19 protein-coding genes and 1 tRNA gene are annotated in these 18858 nt (G+C 71.0%); 9 read left to right on the top strand and 11 right to left on the bottom strand.

Annotated features, from left to right (window positions below; all coding sequences use genetic code 11):
• Nucleotides 1-60: 60 nt before the first annotated feature.
• Both MA875_RS08845 and MA875_RS08840 read right to left on the bottom strand, forming a co-directional pair.
• Nucleotides 61-930, bottom strand: coding sequence for an NAD(P)-dependent oxidoreductase (locus MA875_RS08845; protein WP_248241805.1), 870 nt, complete (start codon nt 928-930; stop codon nt 61-63).
• A complete protein-coding gene (locus tag MA875_RS08840; protein WP_248241799.1) occupies nt 927-2309 on the bottom strand; it encodes a M24 family metallopeptidase in 1383 nt (460 codons plus the stop codon). The genes MA875_RS08845 and MA875_RS08840 overlap by 4 nt, the downstream gene beginning before the upstream one ends.
• 123 nt (nt 2310-2432) lie before the next feature.
• Between MA875_RS08840 and MA875_RS08835 the strand changes: the two genes are divergently transcribed.
• The gene (locus tag MA875_RS08835) at nt 2433-3140 is read left to right on the top strand and encodes an SDR family NAD(P)-dependent oxidoreductase (RefSeq protein WP_248241797.1); all 708 of its coding nucleotides are present in this window, start codon (nt 2433-2435) and stop codon (nt 3138-3140) included.
• Between the two features lie 17 nt (nt 3141-3157).
• A complete protein-coding gene (locus MA875_RS08830; RefSeq protein WP_248241795.1) occupies nt 3158-3865 on the top strand; it encodes a helix-turn-helix domain-containing protein in 708 nt (235 codons plus the stop codon).
• Here the strand turns inward: MA875_RS08830 and MA875_RS08825 are convergent.
• Nucleotides 3787-4905, bottom strand: a complete 1119-nt coding sequence (locus MA875_RS08825) for a zinc-dependent alcohol dehydrogenase (RefSeq protein WP_248241794.1) — start codon at nt 4903-4905, stop codon at nt 3787-3789. The genes MA875_RS08830 and MA875_RS08825 overlap by 79 nt on opposite strands.
• Nucleotides 4906-4910: 5 nt before the next feature.
• Nucleotides 4911-5222 (bottom strand): Dabb family protein, encoded by a 312-nt coding sequence (locus tag MA875_RS08820; RefSeq protein ID WP_248241792.1) that lies wholly within the window; start codon nt 5220-5222, stop codon nt 4911-4913.
• 172 nt (nt 5223-5394) lie between these two features.
• Between MA875_RS08820 and MA875_RS08815 the strand changes: the two genes are divergently transcribed.
• Nucleotides 5395-6420, top strand: a complete 1026-nt coding sequence (locus tag MA875_RS08815) for a ketopantoate reductase family protein (RefSeq protein WP_248241790.1) — start codon at nt 5395-5397, stop codon at nt 6418-6420.
• Here MA875_RS08815 and MA875_RS08810 read toward each other — a convergent pair.
• Nucleotides 6413-7096 (bottom strand): GntR family transcriptional regulator, encoded by a 684-nt coding sequence (locus tag MA875_RS08810; RefSeq protein ID WP_248241789.1) that lies wholly within the window; start codon nt 7094-7096, stop codon nt 6413-6415. The genes MA875_RS08815 and MA875_RS08810 overlap by 8 nt on opposite strands.
• Nucleotides 7093-7623: a VOC family protein gene (locus MA875_RS08805; RefSeq protein WP_248241787.1), complete on the bottom strand. Its 531-nt coding sequence runs from the start codon at nt 7621-7623 to the stop codon at nt 7093-7095. Before MA875_RS08805 ends, MA875_RS08810 begins: the two co-directional genes overlap by 4 nt.
• A 145-nt stretch (nt 7624-7768) precedes the next feature.
• Between MA875_RS08805 and MA875_RS08800 the strand changes: the two genes are divergently transcribed.
• From MA875_RS08800 to MA875_RS08790, 3 genes are all read left to right on the top strand, one after another.
• Complete coding sequence (locus tag MA875_RS08800) at nt 7769-9958, top strand: alpha-ketoacid dehydrogenase subunit alpha/beta (protein ID WP_248241786.1); 2190 nt, start codon at nt 7769-7771, stop codon at nt 9956-9958.
• Nucleotides 9958-11262 (top strand): dihydrolipoamide acetyltransferase family protein, encoded by a 1305-nt coding sequence (locus MA875_RS08795; RefSeq protein WP_248241784.1) that lies wholly within the window; start codon nt 9958-9960, stop codon nt 11260-11262. The genes MA875_RS08800 and MA875_RS08795 overlap by 1 nt, the downstream gene beginning before the upstream one ends.
• 78 nt (nt 11263-11340) lie before the next feature.
• On the top strand, nt 11341-11982 hold the full coding sequence (locus tag MA875_RS08790) for an NAD(P)-dependent oxidoreductase (RefSeq protein ID WP_248241778.1): 642 nt from the start codon (nt 11341-11343) through the stop codon (nt 11980-11982).
• A gap of 14 nt (nt 11983-11996) precedes the next feature.
• Here the strand turns inward: MA875_RS08790 and MA875_RS08785 are convergent, their stop codons facing one another.
• On the bottom strand, nt 11997-13304 hold the full coding sequence (locus MA875_RS08785) for a DUF4032 domain-containing protein (RefSeq protein WP_248241776.1): 1308 nt from the start codon (nt 13302-13304) through the stop codon (nt 11997-11999).
• A 66-nt stretch (nt 13305-13370) separates the two neighbouring features.
• A complete protein-coding gene (locus MA875_RS08780) occupies nt 13371-14477 on the bottom strand; it encodes an ABC transporter ATP-binding protein (RefSeq protein ID WP_248241775.1) in 1107 nt (368 codons plus the stop codon).
• 254 nt (nt 14478-14731) lie between these two features.
• Between MA875_RS08780 and MA875_RS08775 the strand changes: the two genes are divergently transcribed.
• Nucleotides 14732-15694 (top strand): DsbA family protein, encoded by a 963-nt coding sequence (locus tag MA875_RS08775; protein ID WP_248241773.1) that lies wholly within the window; start codon nt 14732-14734, stop codon nt 15692-15694.
• Nucleotides 15695-15749: 55 nt separating this feature from the next.
• A tRNA-Thr gene (locus MA875_RS08770) sits at nt 15750-15825 on the top strand.
• Nucleotides 15826-16072: 247 nt separating this feature from the next.
• Here the strand turns inward: MA875_RS08770 and MA875_RS08765 are convergent.
• Nucleotides 16073-16705 carry a hypothetical protein gene (locus MA875_RS08765; RefSeq protein WP_248241771.1) on the bottom strand — a complete coding sequence of 211 codons (633 nt, stop codon included), beginning with the start codon at nt 16703-16705 and terminating at the stop codon, nt 16073-16075.
• A 102-nt stretch (nt 16706-16807) separates the two neighbouring features.
• On the opposite strand from MA875_RS08765, the gene MA875_RS08760 reads away from it, so the two are divergent.
• The gene (locus MA875_RS08760; protein ID WP_248241769.1) at nt 16808-17755 is read left to right on the top strand and encodes a DMT family transporter; all 948 of its coding nucleotides are present in this window, start codon (nt 16808-16810) and stop codon (nt 17753-17755) included.
• A gap of 43 nt (nt 17756-17798) precedes the next feature.
• On the opposite strand, the gene MA875_RS08755 is transcribed toward MA875_RS08760, so the two are convergent.
• A complete protein-coding gene (locus MA875_RS08755) occupies nt 17799-18368 on the bottom strand; it encodes a nitroreductase family protein (RefSeq protein ID WP_372492553.1) in 570 nt (189 codons plus the stop codon).
• Complete coding sequence (gene msrB / locus MA875_RS08750) at nt 18365-18772, bottom strand: peptide-methionine (R)-S-oxide reductase MsrB (RefSeq protein ID WP_248241766.1); 408 nt, start codon at nt 18770-18772, stop codon at nt 18365-18367. The genes MA875_RS08755 and msrB overlap by 4 nt, the downstream gene beginning before the upstream one ends.
• Nucleotides 18773-18858: the final 86 nt, after the last annotated feature.

The following is an 18858-nucleotide window of genomic DNA, read 5'->3' as shown; positions in this document are numbered from 1 at the left end:
TCATCCTCCTTGACGGGCGGTTCGGTGCGATGGTGGCGATCGAAGGCGGGGTGTCGGGTGTCAGCTCGGCCGGCGTCTGCTCACCTCCGCGATGGCGGACCAGTCCAGGTCCTTCAGCTCGGGATCGGCGAGGGCGCGATCGAACACGGAGATGAGGGCGGGGAGGGTGGCAGGGTCGACGTCGACCGACGCGGCGACCTGCTGTGCGAGATCGAGGTCCTTCCGCCCGAGGGCGATGTGGAACCCCGGCGGGTCGTAGGCGCGCTCGGCGATGATCCGGCCGTACCCGGTGTAGACCACGCCGCCGAACAGGGTCTCGGCGAGCAGCCGGGTGAACTGCCCGGGGTCGACGCCGAGGCGCTCGGTCATGGCCACGGTCTCGCCGATCGCCTGCATGGCGTGGATGATGTTGTAGTTCACCGCCGCCTTGACCGCGTTGGCCACGGCGGGCCGGGTTCCGAGCCGCCAGGTGCGGACCCCCAGGACGTCCAGGAGCGGCGCGACGGTGTCCACCGCCTCATCGGGGCCGGCGGCGAGGATGTTCAGCTTCCCCTCCGCGGCGACCGCGGGGCGCCCGAGAACGGGGGCGCCGACGTACCGCGCGCCCACCGCGCCGAACCGGGTGTCGAGCTCCTCGGCGAGCGACGGGCTGATCGACCCCATCGCGACGTGGATGCCGTCGCGGGCGCGGTCGACGGCCTCGTCGGTGAAGACGGCCGTCATCGCCGCATCGTCGGCGAGCATCGAGAACGACACGTCGGCCTCGAGGGCCTCGGCTGCGGATGCCGCGCGCCGGCCCCCGCGCTCGAGCAGCCGGTCCACGGCACCGGGTGACCGGTTCCACAGCACGACGTCGTGTCCGGCGTCGATCAGTCGGCCGGCCATCGCCGACCCCATCGAGCCGAGCCCCAGGAATGCGATCGTCGTCACGCTTCGCCGCGCCCCCAGACGGTGTTCAGATGCGACTGCGCGTCGCGGTTCAGATTCAGCGGACCGTCGATGGTGTAGTAACGCCTCCCGGCGACGATGAGCTCCTCGGCGGGGAACTTGGTGATGACCTCGCACCCGTCGGCGGTGACGACCACCTCCTCCTCGATCCGCGCGGCACCCCAGCCGTCGGCGGCGGGCCAGTAGGTCTCGAGGGCGAACACCATGCCCTCCTCGAGGGTCTCGGGGTGATCGAAGGAGGTCAGGCGCGAGAAGATCGGCTTCTCCCAGATCGACAGGCCCACACCGTGGCCGTACTGCAGCGCGAAGGCGGCCATCTCGTCGGGGAAGCCGAACTCCTCGGCCTTCGGCCAGACCGCGACGATGTCGGCGGTCGTGGCGCCGGGCTTGACCAGGGCGATCGCCCGATCCATGTACTCGCGGGCGCGGGTGTAGGCATCCTTCTGCGCGGGGCTCGCCGACCCGACGGCGAAGGTGCGGTAGTAGCAGGTGCGATACCCGTTGTAGCTGTGCAGGATGTCGAAGAAGGCGGGATCTCCCGGACGGATCAGCCGGTCGGAGAAGACGTGGGGGTGCGGGGAGCAGCGCTCGCCCGAGATCGCATTTACCCCCTCGACGTACTCCGACCCCAGGTCGTAGAGGGTCTTGGCGACAAGGCCCACCGCCTCGTTCTCGCGGACGCCGGGGCGCAGGAACCGGTAGAGCTCTTCGTACGCGGCGTCCACCATCGACGCCGCCTGCGTCAGGAGTCGGATCTCGTCATGGGTCTTGATCCGTCGCGCCTCCATGAACACCTGCTGACCGTCGACGACCTCGATGCCTTCGCGCTGCAGGGCGAGCAGCACGGGCATCTCGACCACGTCGACGCCGAGCGGCTCGTTCGCGAGCCCGAACTTCTCCAGCTCGCGCTTGATCTTGCGGGCGACGTCGCCGGCGAGATCCGCGTCGGGGGGGAACGCGCCGCGGAGCGTGGAGATGCCGGCCCGCGCGCCGCTCTCCATCCGGGGTCGCTTGGCGCCCTCGTGCGGCCGGTGCGGGTCGGCGTCCGCCTCCGCGGTGGTGACGTCCAGCCACGGGTTGTACAGCGAGTGGTGCTTGGCGGCAGAGCCGAAGTCCCAGACGATCGGGTCGGTCTTGCGGGTGAGCAGCGCGAAGCGGATGAGCTTGTCCATCGCCCAGGTGCCGATGTGGGTGCCGCTCATGTAGCGGATGTTGGAGAAGTCGAACGCCAGCACGGCTCCGAGGTGGGAGCGGTCGAGTTCGGCGTGCAGCCGGGCCAGGCGCGCGTCGCGCAGCCTCTCCATGTCCACGCGCTCTTCCCAGTCGACCGCTGCGGGTCCCGTGGTACCGGTGCTCTTCATCGAGTGTTCCCCTTCGCCGGCGAGGGTGTCTTGACTTCACCGCTCGCGTCGAGTTGACTTCCTCAGTAAAGCGCTACTGGACACTGATGTCCAGTGCTGCTTCCAACATCGCGAGGAGGAGATGTGAGCGAGCGCACCATCGTCGTCGTCGGAGGAACCTCCGGCATCGGACGGGAGATCGCCGCGGACTGCGTGCGACGCGGCGACCGGGTGGTGATCACCGGTCGCGACCACGACCGCACCCAGGCGATCGCCGCCGACCTCGGTCCCGGCGCCCGAGGCGTCGCCCTGGACATCTCCGAACCGCACACCGTCGCCGCGAGTCTGTCGGCGATCGACCGGGTAGACGGTCTCGTCCTCGCGGCGATCGAGCGGGATGCGAACACCATCCGCGAGTACGACATCGATCGCGCCATCCGCCTCACGACCCTGAAGCTCGTCGGCTACGCCGCGACGATCCGCGCGCTGCTGGACCGCATGCCCGTCTCGGTCGACACCGGCATCGTCCTGTTCGGCGGCCGCGCGAAGGACCTTCCCTACCCGGGCTCCACGACCGTCTCGACGATCAACGGCGGGGTGACCGGCCTCATCAACACCCTCGCTCTCGAGCTGGCCCCGATCCGCGTGAACGCCCTCCACCCCGGGATCATCGGAGACAGCCCGTTCTGGGCGTCCAAGCCCGCCGGCGTGCTCGAGCAGTACGAGCGGCACACTCCGGGTGGAGAGCTCGCCACGATGGCCGATGTCGTGGATGCCACGCAGTTCCTCCTGCGCAATCGCGGCGTCTCGGCGGTCAACCTTCCGGTCGACCGTGGCACGGCACTGCTCTGACCGGCGAGAATCAGGGCATGGCTGACAACCTGGGAGCCCGGATCCGAGCCGCGCGCGTGAGCCGCGGGCTGAGCCTGCGATCGGTGGCCCAGTCGCTCGGGGTCTCGGCGAGCCTGGTGTCGCAGGTGGAGATCGGGAAGACCCAGCCGTCGGTGTCGACGCTCTACGCCATCGCCAGTCACCTGGGCGTGTCGTTGGACGAGCTGGTCGGCGGCGCCGCGGCAGCGCCGGTGGACGCACCGGCCGACGCGCCGGTGTCGGCGATCCAGCGCGGTGCCGACAATCCCGCCATCGAGATGGAGAACGGCGTGCGGTGGGAGCGCCTGGCGGGGCGGCCCGGCGGCCCTGCCGACGCGCTCCTCGTGACGTACCAGCCGGGGGCGAGCAGTTCCATCGAGGGCAAGCTCATGCGGCACGCGGGCGTGGAGTACGCCTACCTGCTGGAGGGCGAGCTGACCCTCCAGCTGGAGTTCGACACCCACGTCCTCCGTGCCGGGGACTCCCTCCACTTCGATTCCACGCGGCCGCACCTCTTCTCCAACCGCGCCGAGCGACCCGCGCGCGGGGTCTGGTTCGTCGTCGGCAGGCGCCAGCACCACCAGGAGATGCCCGTCGCGCCCGGGCGCGCCGACAGCGACGCGTCAGGTCAGGCCGCCGGCCCGCCGGCGTCGGCGGTGGACGTGCTGCGGGCGATGGAAGGCCTGGCAGACTCCGCCGCCCGGTGAGCGGCCGGGCGCGGCTCGTCGATCCACGGATCGACGAGCGTCTTGATCTGTCGCGGGCCGCTGGCCAGGAGCGGCCGCAGCGCCGCCTGTTCGACATCCTCGAGCGGCACGACCGTCGCCGCGACATCCGCCCAGTCCGCTCGCGTCGCGAGCAGTCTCACCGCCTCGGGGATGTCGTCGCGGAAGACATGGGCGACGGTGCCGACGATCGTGAACTCGCGGAGCGTGAACGAGCCGAGGGGGAGGGTGGGGTCCTCGCGCTGGATACCGACCGGCACAATGGTCGCGCCGGGCCGCGCGGCGCCCAGCACCTGCGCCAGGCCCTCCGCGGTCCCCGAGACCTCGAAGAACACCTCCGGTTCGAGCGCGGCGTCCTCGATCGCGACGGACAGGTCGGTCGAGCGGGCGTTGCGGGCGGCGAAGGCGCCCAGTCGGCGCGCGAGGTCCAGCCGGTCGTCGTTGCGGTCGAGCACGAGGACGCGGGCGCCGGTGCTCGCGGCGGCGAAGGCGATGAACGCGCCGATGCCCCCGGCCCCGACGACCACCGCGTCCTGCCCCGCCCGGAGGCCGCTGCGACGCACGGCGTGGACGGCGATCGCCATGGGTTGGGCAAGGCCCAGCGTGTCGGTGCTCAGCCCGCTGGCGCTGACGTCGAGGACGATCGCCGCCGGGGCCGCGACGTACCCCGCCAGGCCCCCGTCGAGGTGGAAGCCGAGCGTGCGGTAGGTGCGGCAGAGATTGGTCCGCCCGGCCCGGCACGGGCCGCAGTCGCCGCACGACACTCCGGCGCCGCAGACGACGGTGGCGCCGGGGGAGAGATCCGTGACCGCCGAACCGACCGCCTCGACGGTGCCGACGAATTCGTGCCCGAGCACGACCGGCGGCTCGGCGAGGACCTTCCCGCGCCCGAATTCCGTGGCATCCGACCCGCAGACCCCGCACACGGCGACCCGGATGAGCACCTCGTCCGCGCCCGGCGAGGGGATCGGGCGGTCCTCCACCCGGAGATCGCCGACCGCATGGAGGACGGCGGCGCGCATCGTCCTCACGTGAGAGTGCCCGCGGTGAGAGGCAGTTGCACCGCCGAACGGTCGGCGACCATCGGTCCGAGGTGATCGCGGTACACCGCCGCGTGCAGCGGGTGATCCAGGTAGGCGTCGAGGGCCGCGGCATCCTCGACGACCGCGGCGACCGCGAAATCGGCGCCCCCGGGGCGCAGGTGCAGGTTCGCGCCGGCCACGTAGGACTTCAGCACGTCGATGCCCTCGGCCATGCGATAGAGCGCCTCCGTCAGCGCGGCGACGCGCTCATCGGTGACGCCGTCGACCCATCGGAAGGTGACCAGGTGCAGGATCATCGGTTGGTTCTCGCTCTCCTCGTCGAAAGCCGGAGCGTGTGTCCAGCATCAGCGGACGTGTCCCTACGCTAGACCGACCCTCTGCCGCGCAGCAACCCGGACTGTACACTCTGGCTTGATAGTTATGCAGTCTCGACGGGCACGGTCGCCCGTTGCCGAGATCGGAGGAACCATGGTCGGTCCCCGTGTCGCCGTCGTCGGAGCGGGCGCCAACGGCGCCTCGATCGGTGCCGATCTGCACCGGGCGGGGGTCGATGTGACGCTGGTCGAGCAGTGGCCCGTGCACGTCGAGACGATCAGGGCGCAGGGCCTGCGCATCGTCACACCCGACGATGCGCTGCACGTGCACCCCCGCGTCATCCATCTGTGCGAGGTGGCCGAGCTGCGATCGGGGTTCGACGTCGTCCTCCTCGTCATGAAGGCGTACGACGCCGGCTGGGCGAGCAGGATGATCGCGCCCTATCTCGCACCCGACGGCGTGATGGCAGCGGTACAGAACGGGATGACCGCGGACGCCGTCGTCGAGGCGGTCGGTGCGTCGCGCAGCGTGGGAGCGGTCATCGAATGCTCGGCGACCATGACCGATCCGGGGGTGGTCCACCGGCACACCCCGCGGGAGCGCTCGTGGTTCGCCGTGGGCGCGCTCCCCGGCGGAACCGGGCGGATCGAGCCGGTCGCCGACCTGCTGGCGCTCTCGGGAACGGTGGCGCGCTTCGACGACATCCTCAGCGCCAAGTGGATGAAGCTCGTCAGCAACTCCACTCTGCTCGTGACCTCGGCCATCCTCGGCCTGCCGATGCTCGATGCCCTCCACCAGCCGGGATTCCGATCGGTGATGGTCGCGGCCGGAAACGAGGCGCTCGCAGTGGGCGCCGCCCTCGGTCACCGGACGTTGCCGATCTTCGGCTTGGAGCCCGCCGACCTCGACGACCCGCGGGGCGTCGTCGAGGTCATGACCGATCGCCTGTTCGCCGGTTTCGTCGTGCCGGGTGCGACGACGACGGTGCTGCAGGACTGGCGGAAGGGCAGGCGCAGCGAGGTCGACGACCTCAACGGCGAGGTGGCGCGTCGCGGCGCCGAGCTCGGCATCGCCACGCCGGTCAACACGCGGGTCACCGAGATCGCGCACCGCATCGAACGCGGCGAGCTCGATCCGGACGTCTCGCACCTCGCGCTGCTGCGGAGCGCGCTCAGCTGAGCGGTTCGGGGGCGAAGATGTCGGGCGTGCGCGCCAGCTGACGTCGCGTCCGCCGGATGTGACCCGCGAGCACGCGCTCGGCCTCCTCGGCGTCGCCGTCCTGAAGGGCGGCGACGATGAGGTGGTGCTCCTCGTGGGCGATCCGCCGGGAGTCCTCCGCCCACGACGCCACGTAGGCCCGGCGGTACGGCGCCGTGATGTTCCACAGCCGCCCCACCAGCTCGCCGAGATGCGCGGTGCGGGCGGCGCGGTAGCTGCGGAGATGGAACTCGGCATCGAGGGCCAGGAACGCATCGGTGTCGGCGCCGACGTCGCTGATCCGCCGGGCGAGCGACCCGAGCCCGGCGACCTCCTCGGGGGTCAGGAGCGGGGCGCTGTACCCGAGCAGCAGGGGTTCGAGCCGCTCGCGCATGCGATAGACCTCCTCGCACTCGGCGAGGGTCAGTCGAGACACCCAGGCCCCCGAGTTCGGCACGACGGTGATGAGGCCCTCGTACTCCAGCTGGCGGATCGCCTCCCTGACCGGCACCCGGCTGGCGCCGAACTGCTCGGCGAGGTCCTCCTGGCGGATGCGGGTGCCCGGCGGGAAGGTTCCGCCGACGATTCCCTCGCGCACGCGATCGGCGATGCGCGCCCCGGCGTCGCCGTCGCGGCTGCGGATGTCGGTCGTGCTCATTCGGCGGGTCTCGCCGGGTGCCACAGCAGCGTCTCGGCTTCGGTCTCGTACGCCTTGCCGGCGGGGAAGCTCACGAGCTCCAGCTGCAGCCCCCAGGGGGCCCGGAAGTAGAGCCAGCGCTGACCGGCGCTCGCGCCCGCGCTCGCGACGGGCTCTCCCATGATCTCCACGCCGTGCGCGCGCAGGTGCGCGATCGCGGCATCCATGTCGTCGACGTAGATCGCGAGGTGATGTCCGCCGATGTCGCTGTTGCGGGGAGGGGGCGCCTGTCCGTCCGCGGCGTCGTAGGCGAAGACCTCGATGTTGGTTCCATGCCCGAGGCGGTAGAAGCGGATCTCGGTGATCTGGGTGCGCGGGTGGACGCCCAGCTGCACGCTCATCCAGTCGTCATCCGCGCGCTTGGGGCCGAGCCGGTAGACGGGTACGGCGCCGAGAACCTCGACGAAGAAGTGCTCGGCCTCGTCGAGGTCGGGCACGGTGATGCCGACGTGGTCCATCCCGCGCATCCCGGGTAATCCTCGTGTCATCGCGTCGCCTTCCGTTTGGATCCAGGATGCCACTGACGAGGCCGAATCGCCACGGATCACGTTCCGGACTCTTGAGATTGGATCCAATCGGTCGTATCGTGTGCAGTGCCGCGTCCCGCGGCCGCCGACCATCGAAGGAGATGCGATGCCGCGACGACGTCGGCTGGACACCGGAACACCCTGGGTGGAGCTGCGCACCACCGCCGCGGACTGGAAAACCGCCGATCCGGCGCTGCTGGCGACCATGCTCGGCCAGCTGCATCTGATCCGGGCGTTCGAGGAGTCCGTCCTCGACCTTGCTGCCCAGGGCCTCGTCCACGGCCCCGCGCACTCGAGCATCGGGCAGGAGGGCGGCGCGGTCGGGTCCATCGTGACATTGCGCTCGTCCGACGCCGTCAACGGGTCGCACCGTGGCCACCACCAGTTCCTGGCCAAGGCCATCACCCACGTGTCCGGTGGTGCGCTGCGTCTCGACGCGCTCGTGACCGGCGACCTGCAGACTCTCCTGCAGCGCACCCTGGCCGAGATCCTGGGCCTCGCCGAGGGATTCTCCGGCGGGCGGGGCGGATCCATGCACCTGCAGTGGCTGGAGGCCGGGGCGCTCGGCACGAACGCGATCGTCGGGGGCGGTGCGCCGCTTGCCACCGGCAACGCGTGGGCGCAGAAGCACGCGGGTACGAGCGACATCAGCATCAACTACTTCGGTGACGGGGCCAGTCAGATCGGCTCCGTCCTGGAGTCGATGAACCTCGCCGCCACGTGGCGGCTGCCGGTGATGTTCTTCATCGAGAACAACCTCTACGCCGTGTCGACCCACGCCAGCGAGGCGTCGGCGGATCCGCGGTTCTCCATCCGTGCCCAAGGGTTCAGCATCCCCGCATGGCGGGTGGACGGCATGGACCCGCTCGCGGTGCACCTGGCCACGCAGGAGGCCCTGGAGCGCATGCGGGCGGGGGAGGGGCCGGCCGTCATCGAGGCGGAGGTGTACCGCTTCTTCCACCAGAACGGGCCCTACCCGGGAAGCGCCTTCGGCTACCGCACGAAGCAGGAGGAGGCCGAGTGGAAGTCGCGCGACCCGCTGGAGAAGACCGCGCGCGAGCTGTCGCGCCTCGGGATCGCGTCTCCGGAGGAGATCCAGGCGGTGCGCGAACAGGCCGTCGCCGCGATGGCCGATGCGGTCTCGGCGCTGATCGAGGACGATCCCGAAAACACGGGTCGCTCCCGCATCCGTCCCTCCCGCTGGCCCGACCCGGCTCACGTCGACCGCGGCATCCGCGGCGATGAGAGCGAGCTGGCCCCGCTCCCGGTGGCCGACCCCGCCGCGCACACCGGGGGATGGCGAGAGGTGAAGTTCGTCGACGCCGTCGCCGAGACGATGAACCGGCGGATGTCGCAGGACGCGCGCATCATCGTGCTCGGCGAGGACGTCCATCGCCTCAACGGCGGAACGAACGGCGCCACGAAGGGACTGGCCAAGGCGTTCGGACCGGATCGGGTCATCGGCACGCCGATCAGCGAGAACGGCTTCTTCGGACTCGCCGGCGGCATCGCCATGGACGGCCGTTTCCGCCCCGTCGTGGAGTTCATGTACCCCGACTTCCTGTGGGTCGCCGCCGATCAGGTGTTCAACCAGGTCGGCAAGGCCCGCCACATGTTCGGCGACAACAACCGCGTTCCGCTGGTGCTGCGCACGAAGGTCGCCATGGGCTCGGGGTACGGGTCTCAGCACCTGATGGATCCGGCGGGGATCTTCGCCACCAGCGTCGGGTGGCGGATCGTGGCGGCCTCGACCGCCGCCGACTACGTCGGGCTCATGAACGCCGCGCTCGCGCTGGAGGACCCGGTGCTCGTCATCGAGCACGTCGATCTCTACGGGGTGGCCGACCGGGTTCCGGGCGGCGACCTGGACTACATCATCCCGCCGCGCAGTGCGGCGATCCGCCGCGCGGGGGATGAGGTGACGGTGCTCACCTACCTCTCCATGGTGTCCCACAGCCTCGAAGCGGTCGCGCAGACGGGAATCGACGCCGAGGTCATCGATCTGCGGTGGCTCGATCGGGCGTCACTGGACTGGGACACCGTCGGCGAGAGCATCCGCAAGACCAACAACGTCCTGATCGTGGAGCAGGGGTCGCAGGGGCCTTCGTACGGTGCGTGGCTCGCCGACGAGATCCAGCGCCGCTTCTTCGATTGGCTGGATCAGCCGGTGCAGCGGGTCACCGGGGGAGAGGCGAGCCCCAGCATCTCCAAGGTGCTCGAGCGTGCCGCCATCGCCCGCACCGAAGAGGTGGCGCGCGGACTCGAACGGGTCCGGTCCGAGTGGGGAGGTCGCTGATGCCCGCGGTGGTGCGGATGCCGGCGCTCGCCGCCGGGGCGACCGAGGCGGCGATCCAGAGCTGGCTGGTCGCCGTCGGCGACGAGGTGTCGGCCGGGCAGCCCATCGTCGAGATCGAGACCGAGAAGGCCGTCGTCGAGTACGAAGCGGAGGAGGCGGGCGTGCTCGCCCGGATCCTCGTCGACGAGGGCGCGTCGGCCGAGGTCGGATCCCCGATCGCGGTTCTCGCCGCGGCAGGGGAGGATGTGGCCGAAGCCCGGGAGAGCGTGGCCACGGCCGCGGATTCCGACGCCGCGCCCGCGACGACGGGCGCGGCCCTGGGCACGGAGTCCTCCGAGGACGGCACCCTCCTGCCGCCCCGCGCGGTGCCGGAGGCCGAGGACCTCCCGCCCGCCGAACCGTCTCGCCGGATCTTCGCCTCGCCGCTCGTGCGACGCCTGGCCGCCGAGCGCGGCATCGACCTGTCGAGCCTGGTGGGCACCGGGCCGAACGGCAGGATCGTCCGCCGCGACCTCGATGCCCACCCCTCGCCCCCTGCACAGACCCCCTCGACGCCGGCCGCTCCCCAGGTGCGCGCACCCGCGGTTCCCCCTGCCGCGCCCCGCACCGAGGAGTCCCCCGCGGCCGACGTCGAGGTCGTGCGCCACACCGGGATGCGGCGCGCGATCGCCCGCCGACTGACCGAGAGCACCTCGACCGTGCCGCACTTCTTCCTGCGCGCACGCATCCGTGTCGACGAGCTCCTGGCGCTCCGCGCGCGCATCAACGAGGGACGGACGCACCGCATCTCGGTGAACGACTTCGTCGTGAAGGCCGTCGCGGCGGCGCTCATCGAGGTGCCGGAGGCCAACGCGATCTGGACCGACGAGGCGATGCACCGCTTCACCCACGCCGACGTCGCCGTCGCGGTCTCCGTTCCCGGCGGGCTCGTCACCCCCGTCATCCGCGGGGTCGATCGGATGTCGCTGGGCGAGCTGAGCGCCGCGATCACCGATCACGTGGAGCGCGCCCGGGCGGGGAGGCTGAAGCAGGAGGAGCTCGAGGGCGGCAGCTTCTCGGTGTCGAACCTCGGGATGTACGGCACGGAGGAGTTCACGGCCATCATCAATCCACCGCACGCCGGGATCCTCGCGGTGGGAGCCGCGCGGCCCTCTCCGGTCGTGGTGGACGGCGACCTGACGGCGGGAACCGTCATGACGGTGACCCTGTCGGCGGACCACCGGGTCATCGACGGCGCGGTGGCCGCGCAGTGGCTGGCGGCGTTCACCGCGAGGATGGAGAATCCGCTCTCCATCCTGGTATGACGGCGCGGCCCGGGTCTGACGGCGCGATCCGGGGCGAATCTCGGCTTGAATGATCCCAGGACTACGGAAGGAACCACCATGGCTCGTATCGCCGTCATCGGAGGCACCGGCTACGCCGGAGGTCACATCGCCGCGGAGGCCGCCTCGCGCGGGCACACCGTGGTCTCGGTCGCCCGCTCGGTGCCGAGCGAGCGGTTGGACCACGTCACCTACATCGAGGGGACGATCCTTGATGTGCCAGGTCTCGTCGCCGAACTGGAGGGCGTCGACGTCGTCGTCATCAGCGTTCCCGCCCGTGGGGAGATGGCCGGCCAGGTGCGTCCGGCCGTCGCCGAACTCGTCCGCGAGCTGCCGGCGTCGGTGCGGGTCGGTGTCATCGGCGGAGCCGGGGGGAGCCTGGTGTCGCCGGGGGGACCCCGCGTGGTCGACACCCCGGGCTTCACCGAGGAGTACAAGCCCGAGGCGCTCGAGGCGATCGGTGTGCTCGAGGATCTGCAGGCGGGCTCGGGGGATCGCGACTGGTTCTACGTCCACCCCGCGGGCGGCTTCGGCGCATGGAACCCGGGTGAGCGGACCGGGACCTATCGCGACGGCGGTGACGTGCTGGTGACCGACGCCGACGGCGAGTCGTTCATCTCCGGTCCCGACCTCGGCGTGGCCGTCGTCGACGAGATCGAGCAGCCCAAGCACCACCGCGAGCGGTTCACCGTCGGATACTGACGGGCGGCGACGTCTCAGACCAGGTCTCGCCAGTCGACCTCGTCCTCGTCGCTGTCGGCGAGGGCGAGTTCGCCGGTGATGACGGGGATGCCCGTGGTCTCGGTCGGCGGGCCCATCACCGTCGCCTCGTCGCGGCGGTGACGCAGCACGTCGTCGATGTAGCTCGTCAGCACCTCGGCCAGGGGCACGGAGCGGCCGCGCTCCTGCGACATGTACCACCGGTGCTCGAGCACCTGGTGGAAGACCTCGGCGGGTTCGAGCTTGGCGCGATACTCGAACGGGATGGCCTTGACGACCGGTTCGAACACCCGGGTCAGCCACTCGTGGGCGACCATCTCCTCGTCGGAGCCGAGCCGTGACACCCGGGCCCGGTACTCGTCCAGATCGTTGAGGAGGCGGCGCGCCTGGTTCTCCTCGACGTCGAGACCGGTCAGCCGCAGGAGGCGGCGCTGGTGGTGGCCGGCGTCGACCACCTTCGGCTGGATCGAGACCCGGGTGCCGTCCCGGGTGGTCTCGATCGACATCTCGCCTATGTCGAAGCCGAGGTCGTTGAGGCGGTGCACGCGTTCGGTGATGTGCCAGATCTCGTCGGACTGGAATGTCTCGGTGTCGGTCAGGGCGCCCCACAGCGAGTGATACGACTCCATGATGCCGTCGGCGATCGCGATGGCGTCGACGCCTCCTTCGAGGCGGCCCCCCGCCTCGAGATCCATGATCTCGCCGGCGATGTTCGTCCGCGCGACGTCGAGGTCGTGAGCCCGCTGCCCCGCGGTCAGCCCGCTCTCGTGCAGCTCGCCGGTCTCGGCGTCGACGAGATAGGCGGCGAAGGCGCCGGCATCACGGCGGAAGAGGGTGTTGGAGAGCGAGACGTCGCCCCAGAAGAAGCCGACGTTGTGCAGGCGCACCAGCAGGAGGGCCAGCGCGTCGACCAGCCGCGTGGCGGTGTCGGGGCGCAGGACCTGGGTGAACAGGGCCCGGTAGGGGAGCGAGAAGCGCAGATGCGAGGTGACGAGAGCCGCGGGGAGAGGCTCGCCCGCGGCATCCGTCCTTCCTGCGATCACCGCGACGCGTTCCACACAGGGGGCGTCGAGCCGCTGCAGGTTGCCGAGCATGTCGTACTCGCGGCGCGCCATCTCCTCGGTGGTCTCCTTGATCGCCACCACGCGGCCGGAGAGGGTGGCGAAGCGGACGAGGTGACGGGAGATGCCCTTGGGGAGGAAGACGATGTGGTTCGAGGGCCAGTCGGCCAGCGGCGTCGACCAGGGAAGGGTCAGCAGTCCCGGGTCCACCGCACTGGCGGTGATGCTCAGGGATTCGACCATGTTGCCTCCCGGGACATGCCGCGGCGCGGGGGGTTCAGGAACCCGCCCGCGCCGCGTCGTGGTGTGTCAGGAGCCGGAGGCGACGGGGGCGTCGTTGAGGCGCTCGCCGGTCTCCATGTCGAACGCGTGCACATGGCCCGCGGTCGCGGCGAGGGTGACGGTGTCGCCGGCCATCGGGTGGCGGCGTCCGTCGACGCGGGCGACGATGTCGGTGCGCTTGCCGTTGATGTCGGTGTGGCCGTACAGGTAGCCGTCGGCGCCGAGCTCTTCGACCAGGTCGACCGTGACCGACAGGCCCTTGCCGTCGGCGGGGCCGACCACGATGTCCTCGGGGCGGACGCCGACGGTGACCTCCGAGCCGTGGGCGCGGCCGACGGTGTCGCGGTCCAGCGGCACGATCTCCGAGCCGAACATCACGCCACCCTCGGCGAGCGAGGACGGGAACAGGTTCATCGCGGGCGAGCCGATGAAGCCGGCCACGAAGACGTTGTTCGGGCGCTCGTAGAGGTCGCGCGGGGTGCCGACCTGCTGGAGCAGACCGTCCTTGAGCACCGCGATGCGGTCGCCCATGGTGAGGGCCTCGGTCTGATCGTGGGTGACGTAGACCGTGGTGACGCCCAGGCGGCGCTGGAGCGACGCGATCTGGGTGCGCGTCTGCACGCGGAGCTTGGCGTCGAGGTTCGACAGGGGCTCGTCCATGAGGAACACCTGGGGCTGGCGGACGATCGCGCGGCCCATCGCGACGCGCTGACGCTGACCACCCGAGAGCGCCTTGGGCTTGCGCGTGAGGTACTGCTCGAGGTCGAGGAGCTTGGCGGCCTCGAGGACGCGCTGCGCGCGCTCCTCCTTGCCGACACCGGCGATCTTCAGGGCGAAGCCCATGTTCTCGGCGACGGTCATGTGGGGGTACAGCGCGTAGTTCTGGAAGACCATCGCGATGTCGCGGTCCTTCGGCGGCACATCGGTGACGTCGCGGTCGCCGATGAGGATGCGGCCGGAGTTGACCTCTTCGAGGCCGGCGAGCATGCGCAGCGACGTGGACTTGCCGCAGCCGGAGGGTCCGACGAGGACCAGGAATTCGCCGTCGCCCACCTCGAGGTTGAGCTTGTCGACGGCCGGGCGGGTGCCGCCCGGGTACAGACGGGTTGCGTTGTCGAAAGTGACGGACGCCATGTGTTCTTCTCCTTCACCGGCAGGTACGTGCCGGACGATCCGTTGTGAATGGAGCGGTATGACCGCAGACGCCCACCATCGGGCGCCCCCCTCAGTATGTCACGCGTGCGCGCGAGCGTGAACGGCGCAGTCCAGGGCTCGAGGGGCTCCCGTCTGGGCTTTTCCCAGCCTGCCTGATTAGCATCGTCCCCGGCTCGCCCCGCCCGCGCCCCGCTTCGTTGCCCATCGGCAGCTCCACTCGTCCGAGAGGTTTCATGTCCCACGACCAGTCACCGAACGTTCCGGCACCACGCGAACGCCGGAATGCGGTCCGCGAGAAGGCCCAGCAGGTGCAGGCGCGCCAGTCGCGCCTCCGCTGGCTGCGTCGCGGCAGTGTGACGCTGCTCGTCGCGGGCGTCGTGACGGTGGCGGCCGTCATGGTGACCTGGGCGGTCGGCTCGGCGATGTCACGACCGGAGCTGCGGCCGCAGAACGTCACCGACGACGGCTTCGCGGTCACCTCGGTCAGCGGCGTGGCGGCTCCGGAGGTCGCTGCGGCGCCCGACGATGCCGCGGCGAGCGCGACGGTCGAGGCGACGCCCGAGGCCACCCCCACTCCCACGCCGACTCCCACCGAGGCGCCGGTCGTCGACATCCGCGTCTACGTCGACTACCTGTCGACCGGGTCGCGCGAGTTCCAGCTGGCCAACGTGCAGCAGCTGCGGACCTGGGTGTCCCAGGGTGCGGCCGAGCTGACCTATCACCCGGTGGCGATGCTCACCGCGAAGTCCAACGGAACGAAGTACTCCCTGCGCGCGGCGGCCGCGGCCGCCTGTGTGGCGACGCACTCGCCCGAGGAGTTCTTCGCGTTCAACGACGCTCTGCTGCGCGAGCAGCCCGATGTCGACACCGACGGCTTCACCGACGCCCAGCTCGCCGACCTCGCGCAGGCCGCCGGCGCCGAATCGCCCAAGCTCGTGCGGTCGTGCATCGAAGAGGAGTCGTTCCTCGGGTGGGCTCGGGATGCCACGGAGCGGGCGCTGACCGGCATCCCCGACACCGACGGCGTCACCCTGACCGGTACCCCGATGGTGCTGGTGAACGGTGTGCCCTACGTCGGCGCGCTGGATGACCCGCAGGAGTTCTCGCAGTTCGTCCTGACGATCGGCAGCGACGCGTATTACAAGACCGCTTCGCCGAACCCGTCGGAGTCGCCGTCGCCCACCGCGACCCCCTGACGCCGGCTCCGGCGCCGCACCGCGCCTCCCGCCCCTCGGTAGGATGGGATGCCTTGCCGGCTTGGCGCAATTGGTAGCGCACCTAACTTGTAATTAGGGGGTTACGGGTTCGAGTCCCGTAGCCGGCTCCATCCCGTCCGCGACCCCTCGCCCGCTCCACGCTTCCGCGACCCGTCGCCGGCTCCACCCTTCCGCGATCCGTCGATGGATGCGGCCTCAGGCTCCCCCAGGCGACGTTTTGCGACGGGTCGGGCGCCGCGCGCCGCGGCGCGGTGCCGCGAAGCGACGCGCTGATGTCCGCGACCCGTCGATGGATGCGGCCTCGAGCTCATTCAGGCGGCGTTTTGTGACGGGTCGCGCGCCGCGCGCCGCGGCGCGCTACTCCGGCGGCGCGAAGCGCAACGACACCGTCGTGGCACCGCCCTGACGGAAGAACGCCACCTCGGCCGTGACGGCGGTGTCCGCATCCGCTCCCGATCCGATCTCGACCTCGAAGACCTCGCCCGACCCCGTCGAGTTGAACGCGAGCAGACGCTCGTCCAGGCCCTCGAACTGCGAGGCGTCCCAGCCGAACTCGTCCGCCCGCGCTCGGAGCCCGTCGATCGCGCCACGCCACGACCCGGCGCCGTCGATCCCCACCGTCACCGCCGCGAGCCTGTCATCGGTCGCCGTCGCGGTGGCGGTGACGACATCCTCAACCACGTGCACCTCGTCGCCCGCGGCGATGAGCGCCCGCACGGGCCGGCGGAACTCGGCCTCCTTGGTCTCGTTGGCGCGCAACCCGAGGTCGGAGGCGGGGAGGGCCCCGTCGCCGACCCGCACCCGCAGCACCCCCTCGACATTGACGTAGTCGAACCCGGCGTCGGTGAGCATGCTGCCGCCGTCGGCGGCCTTCTGATCGCTCGAGGCCTCCGGGTCGTCCTCGGCCCACCACGACGCCTGCACCGTGAAGGTCCCCACGACGATCGCGCCGATGATCAGCACCAAGAGCGCGGCCGGCAGCCAGCTCAAGAGGGTTCGGGTCCGTCGGGTCAGGGGCACACTCCAGCGTACGTCGGCGCCGCGCATCCGGCCTGGTCCCGACCACCACGTCGAAGACTGCAAGATGAAGGGATGCCCGCGCCGCGCCTCCCGCTCACCCTCGCCGTGGGCGGTGCGGTCCTCGTCGGGGTGCTCACCGCGCTCCAGGCGCGCGTCAACGGCCAGCTCGGGGTCACGATCGGCGACGGGATCGTCGCCGCTTTCATCTCCTTCGCCTCGGGGCTCGTCCTCGTCGTGCTCCTGAGCGTGGCGTCGCCCGACGGGCGCCGCGGGTACCGGCGCCTGGTGCGGGGTCTGCGCGAGCGCGGGATTCCCGGGTGGATGCTGCTGGGCGGCGCCGCCGGCGCCCTCACCACGGCGACGCAGGGGCTGGCCGTGGGGATCATCGGCGTCTCGCTCTTCACGGTCGGGGCGGTGGCCGGGCAGGCCGTGTCGGGGCTCGTCCTCGACCGTGTCGGCTACGGCCCTGCGGGCGTCGTCGCCGTCACGGTGCCGCGACTGGTCGGCGCCGCACTGTCGATCGGCGCCGTCGCGTTCGCGCTCAGCGGCGACACCCTGGCCACCGTTCCGCTCTGGATGCTCGTGCTCCCGCTCCTGGCGGGAGCCGGCATCGCGTGGCAGCAGGCGACGAACGGGCGGCTGCGGGCCCGTGTCGGATCGCCGCTGACCGCCACCCTGGTCAACTTCATCGGCGGGACGGCGATCCTCGCCGTCGCGGCGGGTGCGAGCATCGCGCTGACGGGCCCTCCCGGTCCGTTCCCCACCGACCCGCTGCTCTACCTCGGCGGAGCCGCGGGCGTGGTCTACATCGTCCTCTCGGCGGCGGTGGTCGGCTCGACCGGTGTGCTCCTCCTGGGCCTCGGGGCCGTCGTCGGGCAGCTCGCGACATCCGTCCTCATCGACGCACTCTGGCCGGCGGTCGGCAATCCCGGCACACTCCAGGCCGCCGCGATGGTCACGCTCGCGCTGCTGTCGGTGATCGTCGTGAGCCTGCCTTGGGGACGGATGCGACGGCGCTGACGATCACGGCAGCGCAACCTCCCGCGGCGCGCCCCCGCGCCGCTCAGCGCGTGTCGCCCTTGGGTGCGGGCATCCGCGAGAGGAAGCGGTCGGGCTCGATCGGCGTGCGTCGACCCGGCCGTGCGTCGGCCGGCTTCCCGCCGACGTAGAGCCAGCCGAGGAGCTCCTCGTTCTTCTTCAGCCCGTGGGCTTTGGCGACCGCCTTGCTGCGGGTGTAGTGGCCGGTCCGCCAGATGACACCCCAGCCCGCGTCGTCGAGGAGGAGGCTGAGCACATGCGCGACACCGGACGCGACCGCCTCCTGCTCCCATCGCGGCACCTTCCCGCTCTTGCGGTAGCTGGCGACCACGGCGATGAGCAGCGGAGCACGCTGCGGCTTCGTCGATGCGCCCTTCTGGCCCTCCGCCTTGTTGATCGCCCGGCCGAGCCGCTCGCGGTCGTCGCCGCGCAGCTCGATCAGACGCCAGGGGCGCAGCGACGAGTGATCGGCGACCCGGCCCGCGGCGCCGACGAGTCGCGCCAGCTCCTCGTGCGTCGGTGCATCAGCGGTGACCCGCGACCACGAGCGTCGACCGGCGACGGCCTCGTAGACCGCCTCGCTCAGCGCGCTCACGCGGGCGATTCGGGCGTGAAGTCCAGGGCGAGCGAGTTCATGCAGTAGCGGTCGCCGGTCGGGGTGCCGAAGCCGTCGGGGAAGACGTGGCCCAGGTGCGACCCGCACGACGCGCAGCGCACCTCCGTCCGCACCATCCCGTGGCTGTTGTCCTCGATCAGTTCGACCGCCTCGGGCCGGATCGACTCGTAGAAGCTCGGCCACCCGCAGTGCGAGTCGAACTTCGTGCCGCTCTTGAACAGCTCTGCGCCGCAGGCGGCGCAGGTATAGAGGCCGGCGCGTTCCTCGTCGAGCAACTCCCCGGTCCAGGGGCGCTCGGTCGCCGCTTCGCGCAGCACCGCATACTGCTCGGGGCTGAGCTCGGCCCGCCACTGCTCGTCGGACTTGTCCACCGTGTAAGACATGGAACCTCCTGCCCCCATTCAACCGCAGACCCGCGACCCCGGGCGCGCGGGTGCGCTGTGCGCGTACACGCGGCGACATATCCGGG

It is taken from the genome of Microbacterium kunmingense (genome assembly GCF_023155745.1).
Lineage (GTDB): Bacteria > Actinomycetota > Actinomycetes > Actinomycetales > Microbacteriaceae > Microbacterium > Microbacterium kunmingense.
The sequence above is the reverse complement of the archived record's forward strand: the minus strand, read 5'-3'. Positions and strand labels throughout refer to the sequence as shown.

Bases quoted from the DNA above. Each gene is read 5' to 3' on its own strand.
- MA875_RS08840 (WP_248241799.1), bottom strand. From the start codon at position 2,309: ATGAAGAGCACCGGTACCACGGGACCCGCAGCGGTCGACTGGGAAGAG.
- MA875_RS08830 (WP_248241795.1), top strand. From the start codon at position 3,158: ATGGCTGACAACCTGGGAGCCCGGATCCGAGCCGCGCGCGTGAGCCGC.
- MA875_RS08825 (WP_248241794.1), bottom strand. From the start codon at position 4,905: ATGCGCGCCGCCGTCCTCCATGCGGTCGGCGATCTCCGGGTGGAGGAC.
- MA875_RS08820 (WP_248241792.1), bottom strand. From the start codon at position 5,222: ATGATCCTGCACCTGGTCACCTTCCGATGGGTCGACGGCGTCACCGAT.
- MA875_RS08815 (WP_248241790.1), top strand. From the start codon at position 5,395: ATGGTCGGTCCCCGTGTCGCCGTCGTCGGAGCGGGCGCCAACGGCGCC.
- MA875_RS08810 (WP_248241789.1), bottom strand. From the start codon at position 7,096: ATGAGCACGACCGACATCCGCAGCCGCGACGGCGACGCCGGGGCGCGC.
- MA875_RS08805 (WP_248241787.1), bottom strand. From the start codon at position 7,623: ATGACACGAGGATTACCCGGGATGCGCGGGATGGACCACGTCGGCATC.
- MA875_RS08800 (WP_248241786.1), top strand. From the start codon at position 7,769: ATGCCGCGACGACGTCGGCTGGACACCGGAACACCCTGGGTGGAGCTG.
- MA875_RS08795 (WP_248241784.1), top strand. From the start codon at position 9,958: ATGCCCGCGGTGGTGCGGATGCCGGCGCTCGCCGCCGGGGCGACCGAG.
- MA875_RS08790 (WP_248241778.1), top strand. From the start codon at position 11,341: ATGGCTCGTATCGCCGTCATCGGAGGCACCGGCTACGCCGGAGGTCAC.
- MA875_RS08785 (WP_248241776.1), bottom strand. From the start codon at position 13,304: ATGGTCGAATCCCTGAGCATCACCGCCAGTGCGGTGGACCCGGGACTG.
- MA875_RS08780 (WP_248241775.1), bottom strand. From the start codon at position 14,477: ATGGCGTCCGTCACTTTCGACAACGCAACCCGTCTGTACCCGGGCGGC.
- MA875_RS08775 (WP_248241773.1), top strand. From the start codon at position 14,732: ATGTCCCACGACCAGTCACCGAACGTTCCGGCACCACGCGAACGCCGG.
- MA875_RS08760 (WP_248241769.1), top strand. From the start codon at position 16,808: ATGCCCGCGCCGCGCCTCCCGCTCACCCTCGCCGTGGGCGGTGCGGTC.
- msrB (WP_248241766.1), bottom strand. From the start codon at position 18,772: ATGTCTTACACGGTGGACAAGTCCGACGAGCAGTGGCGGGCCGAGCTC.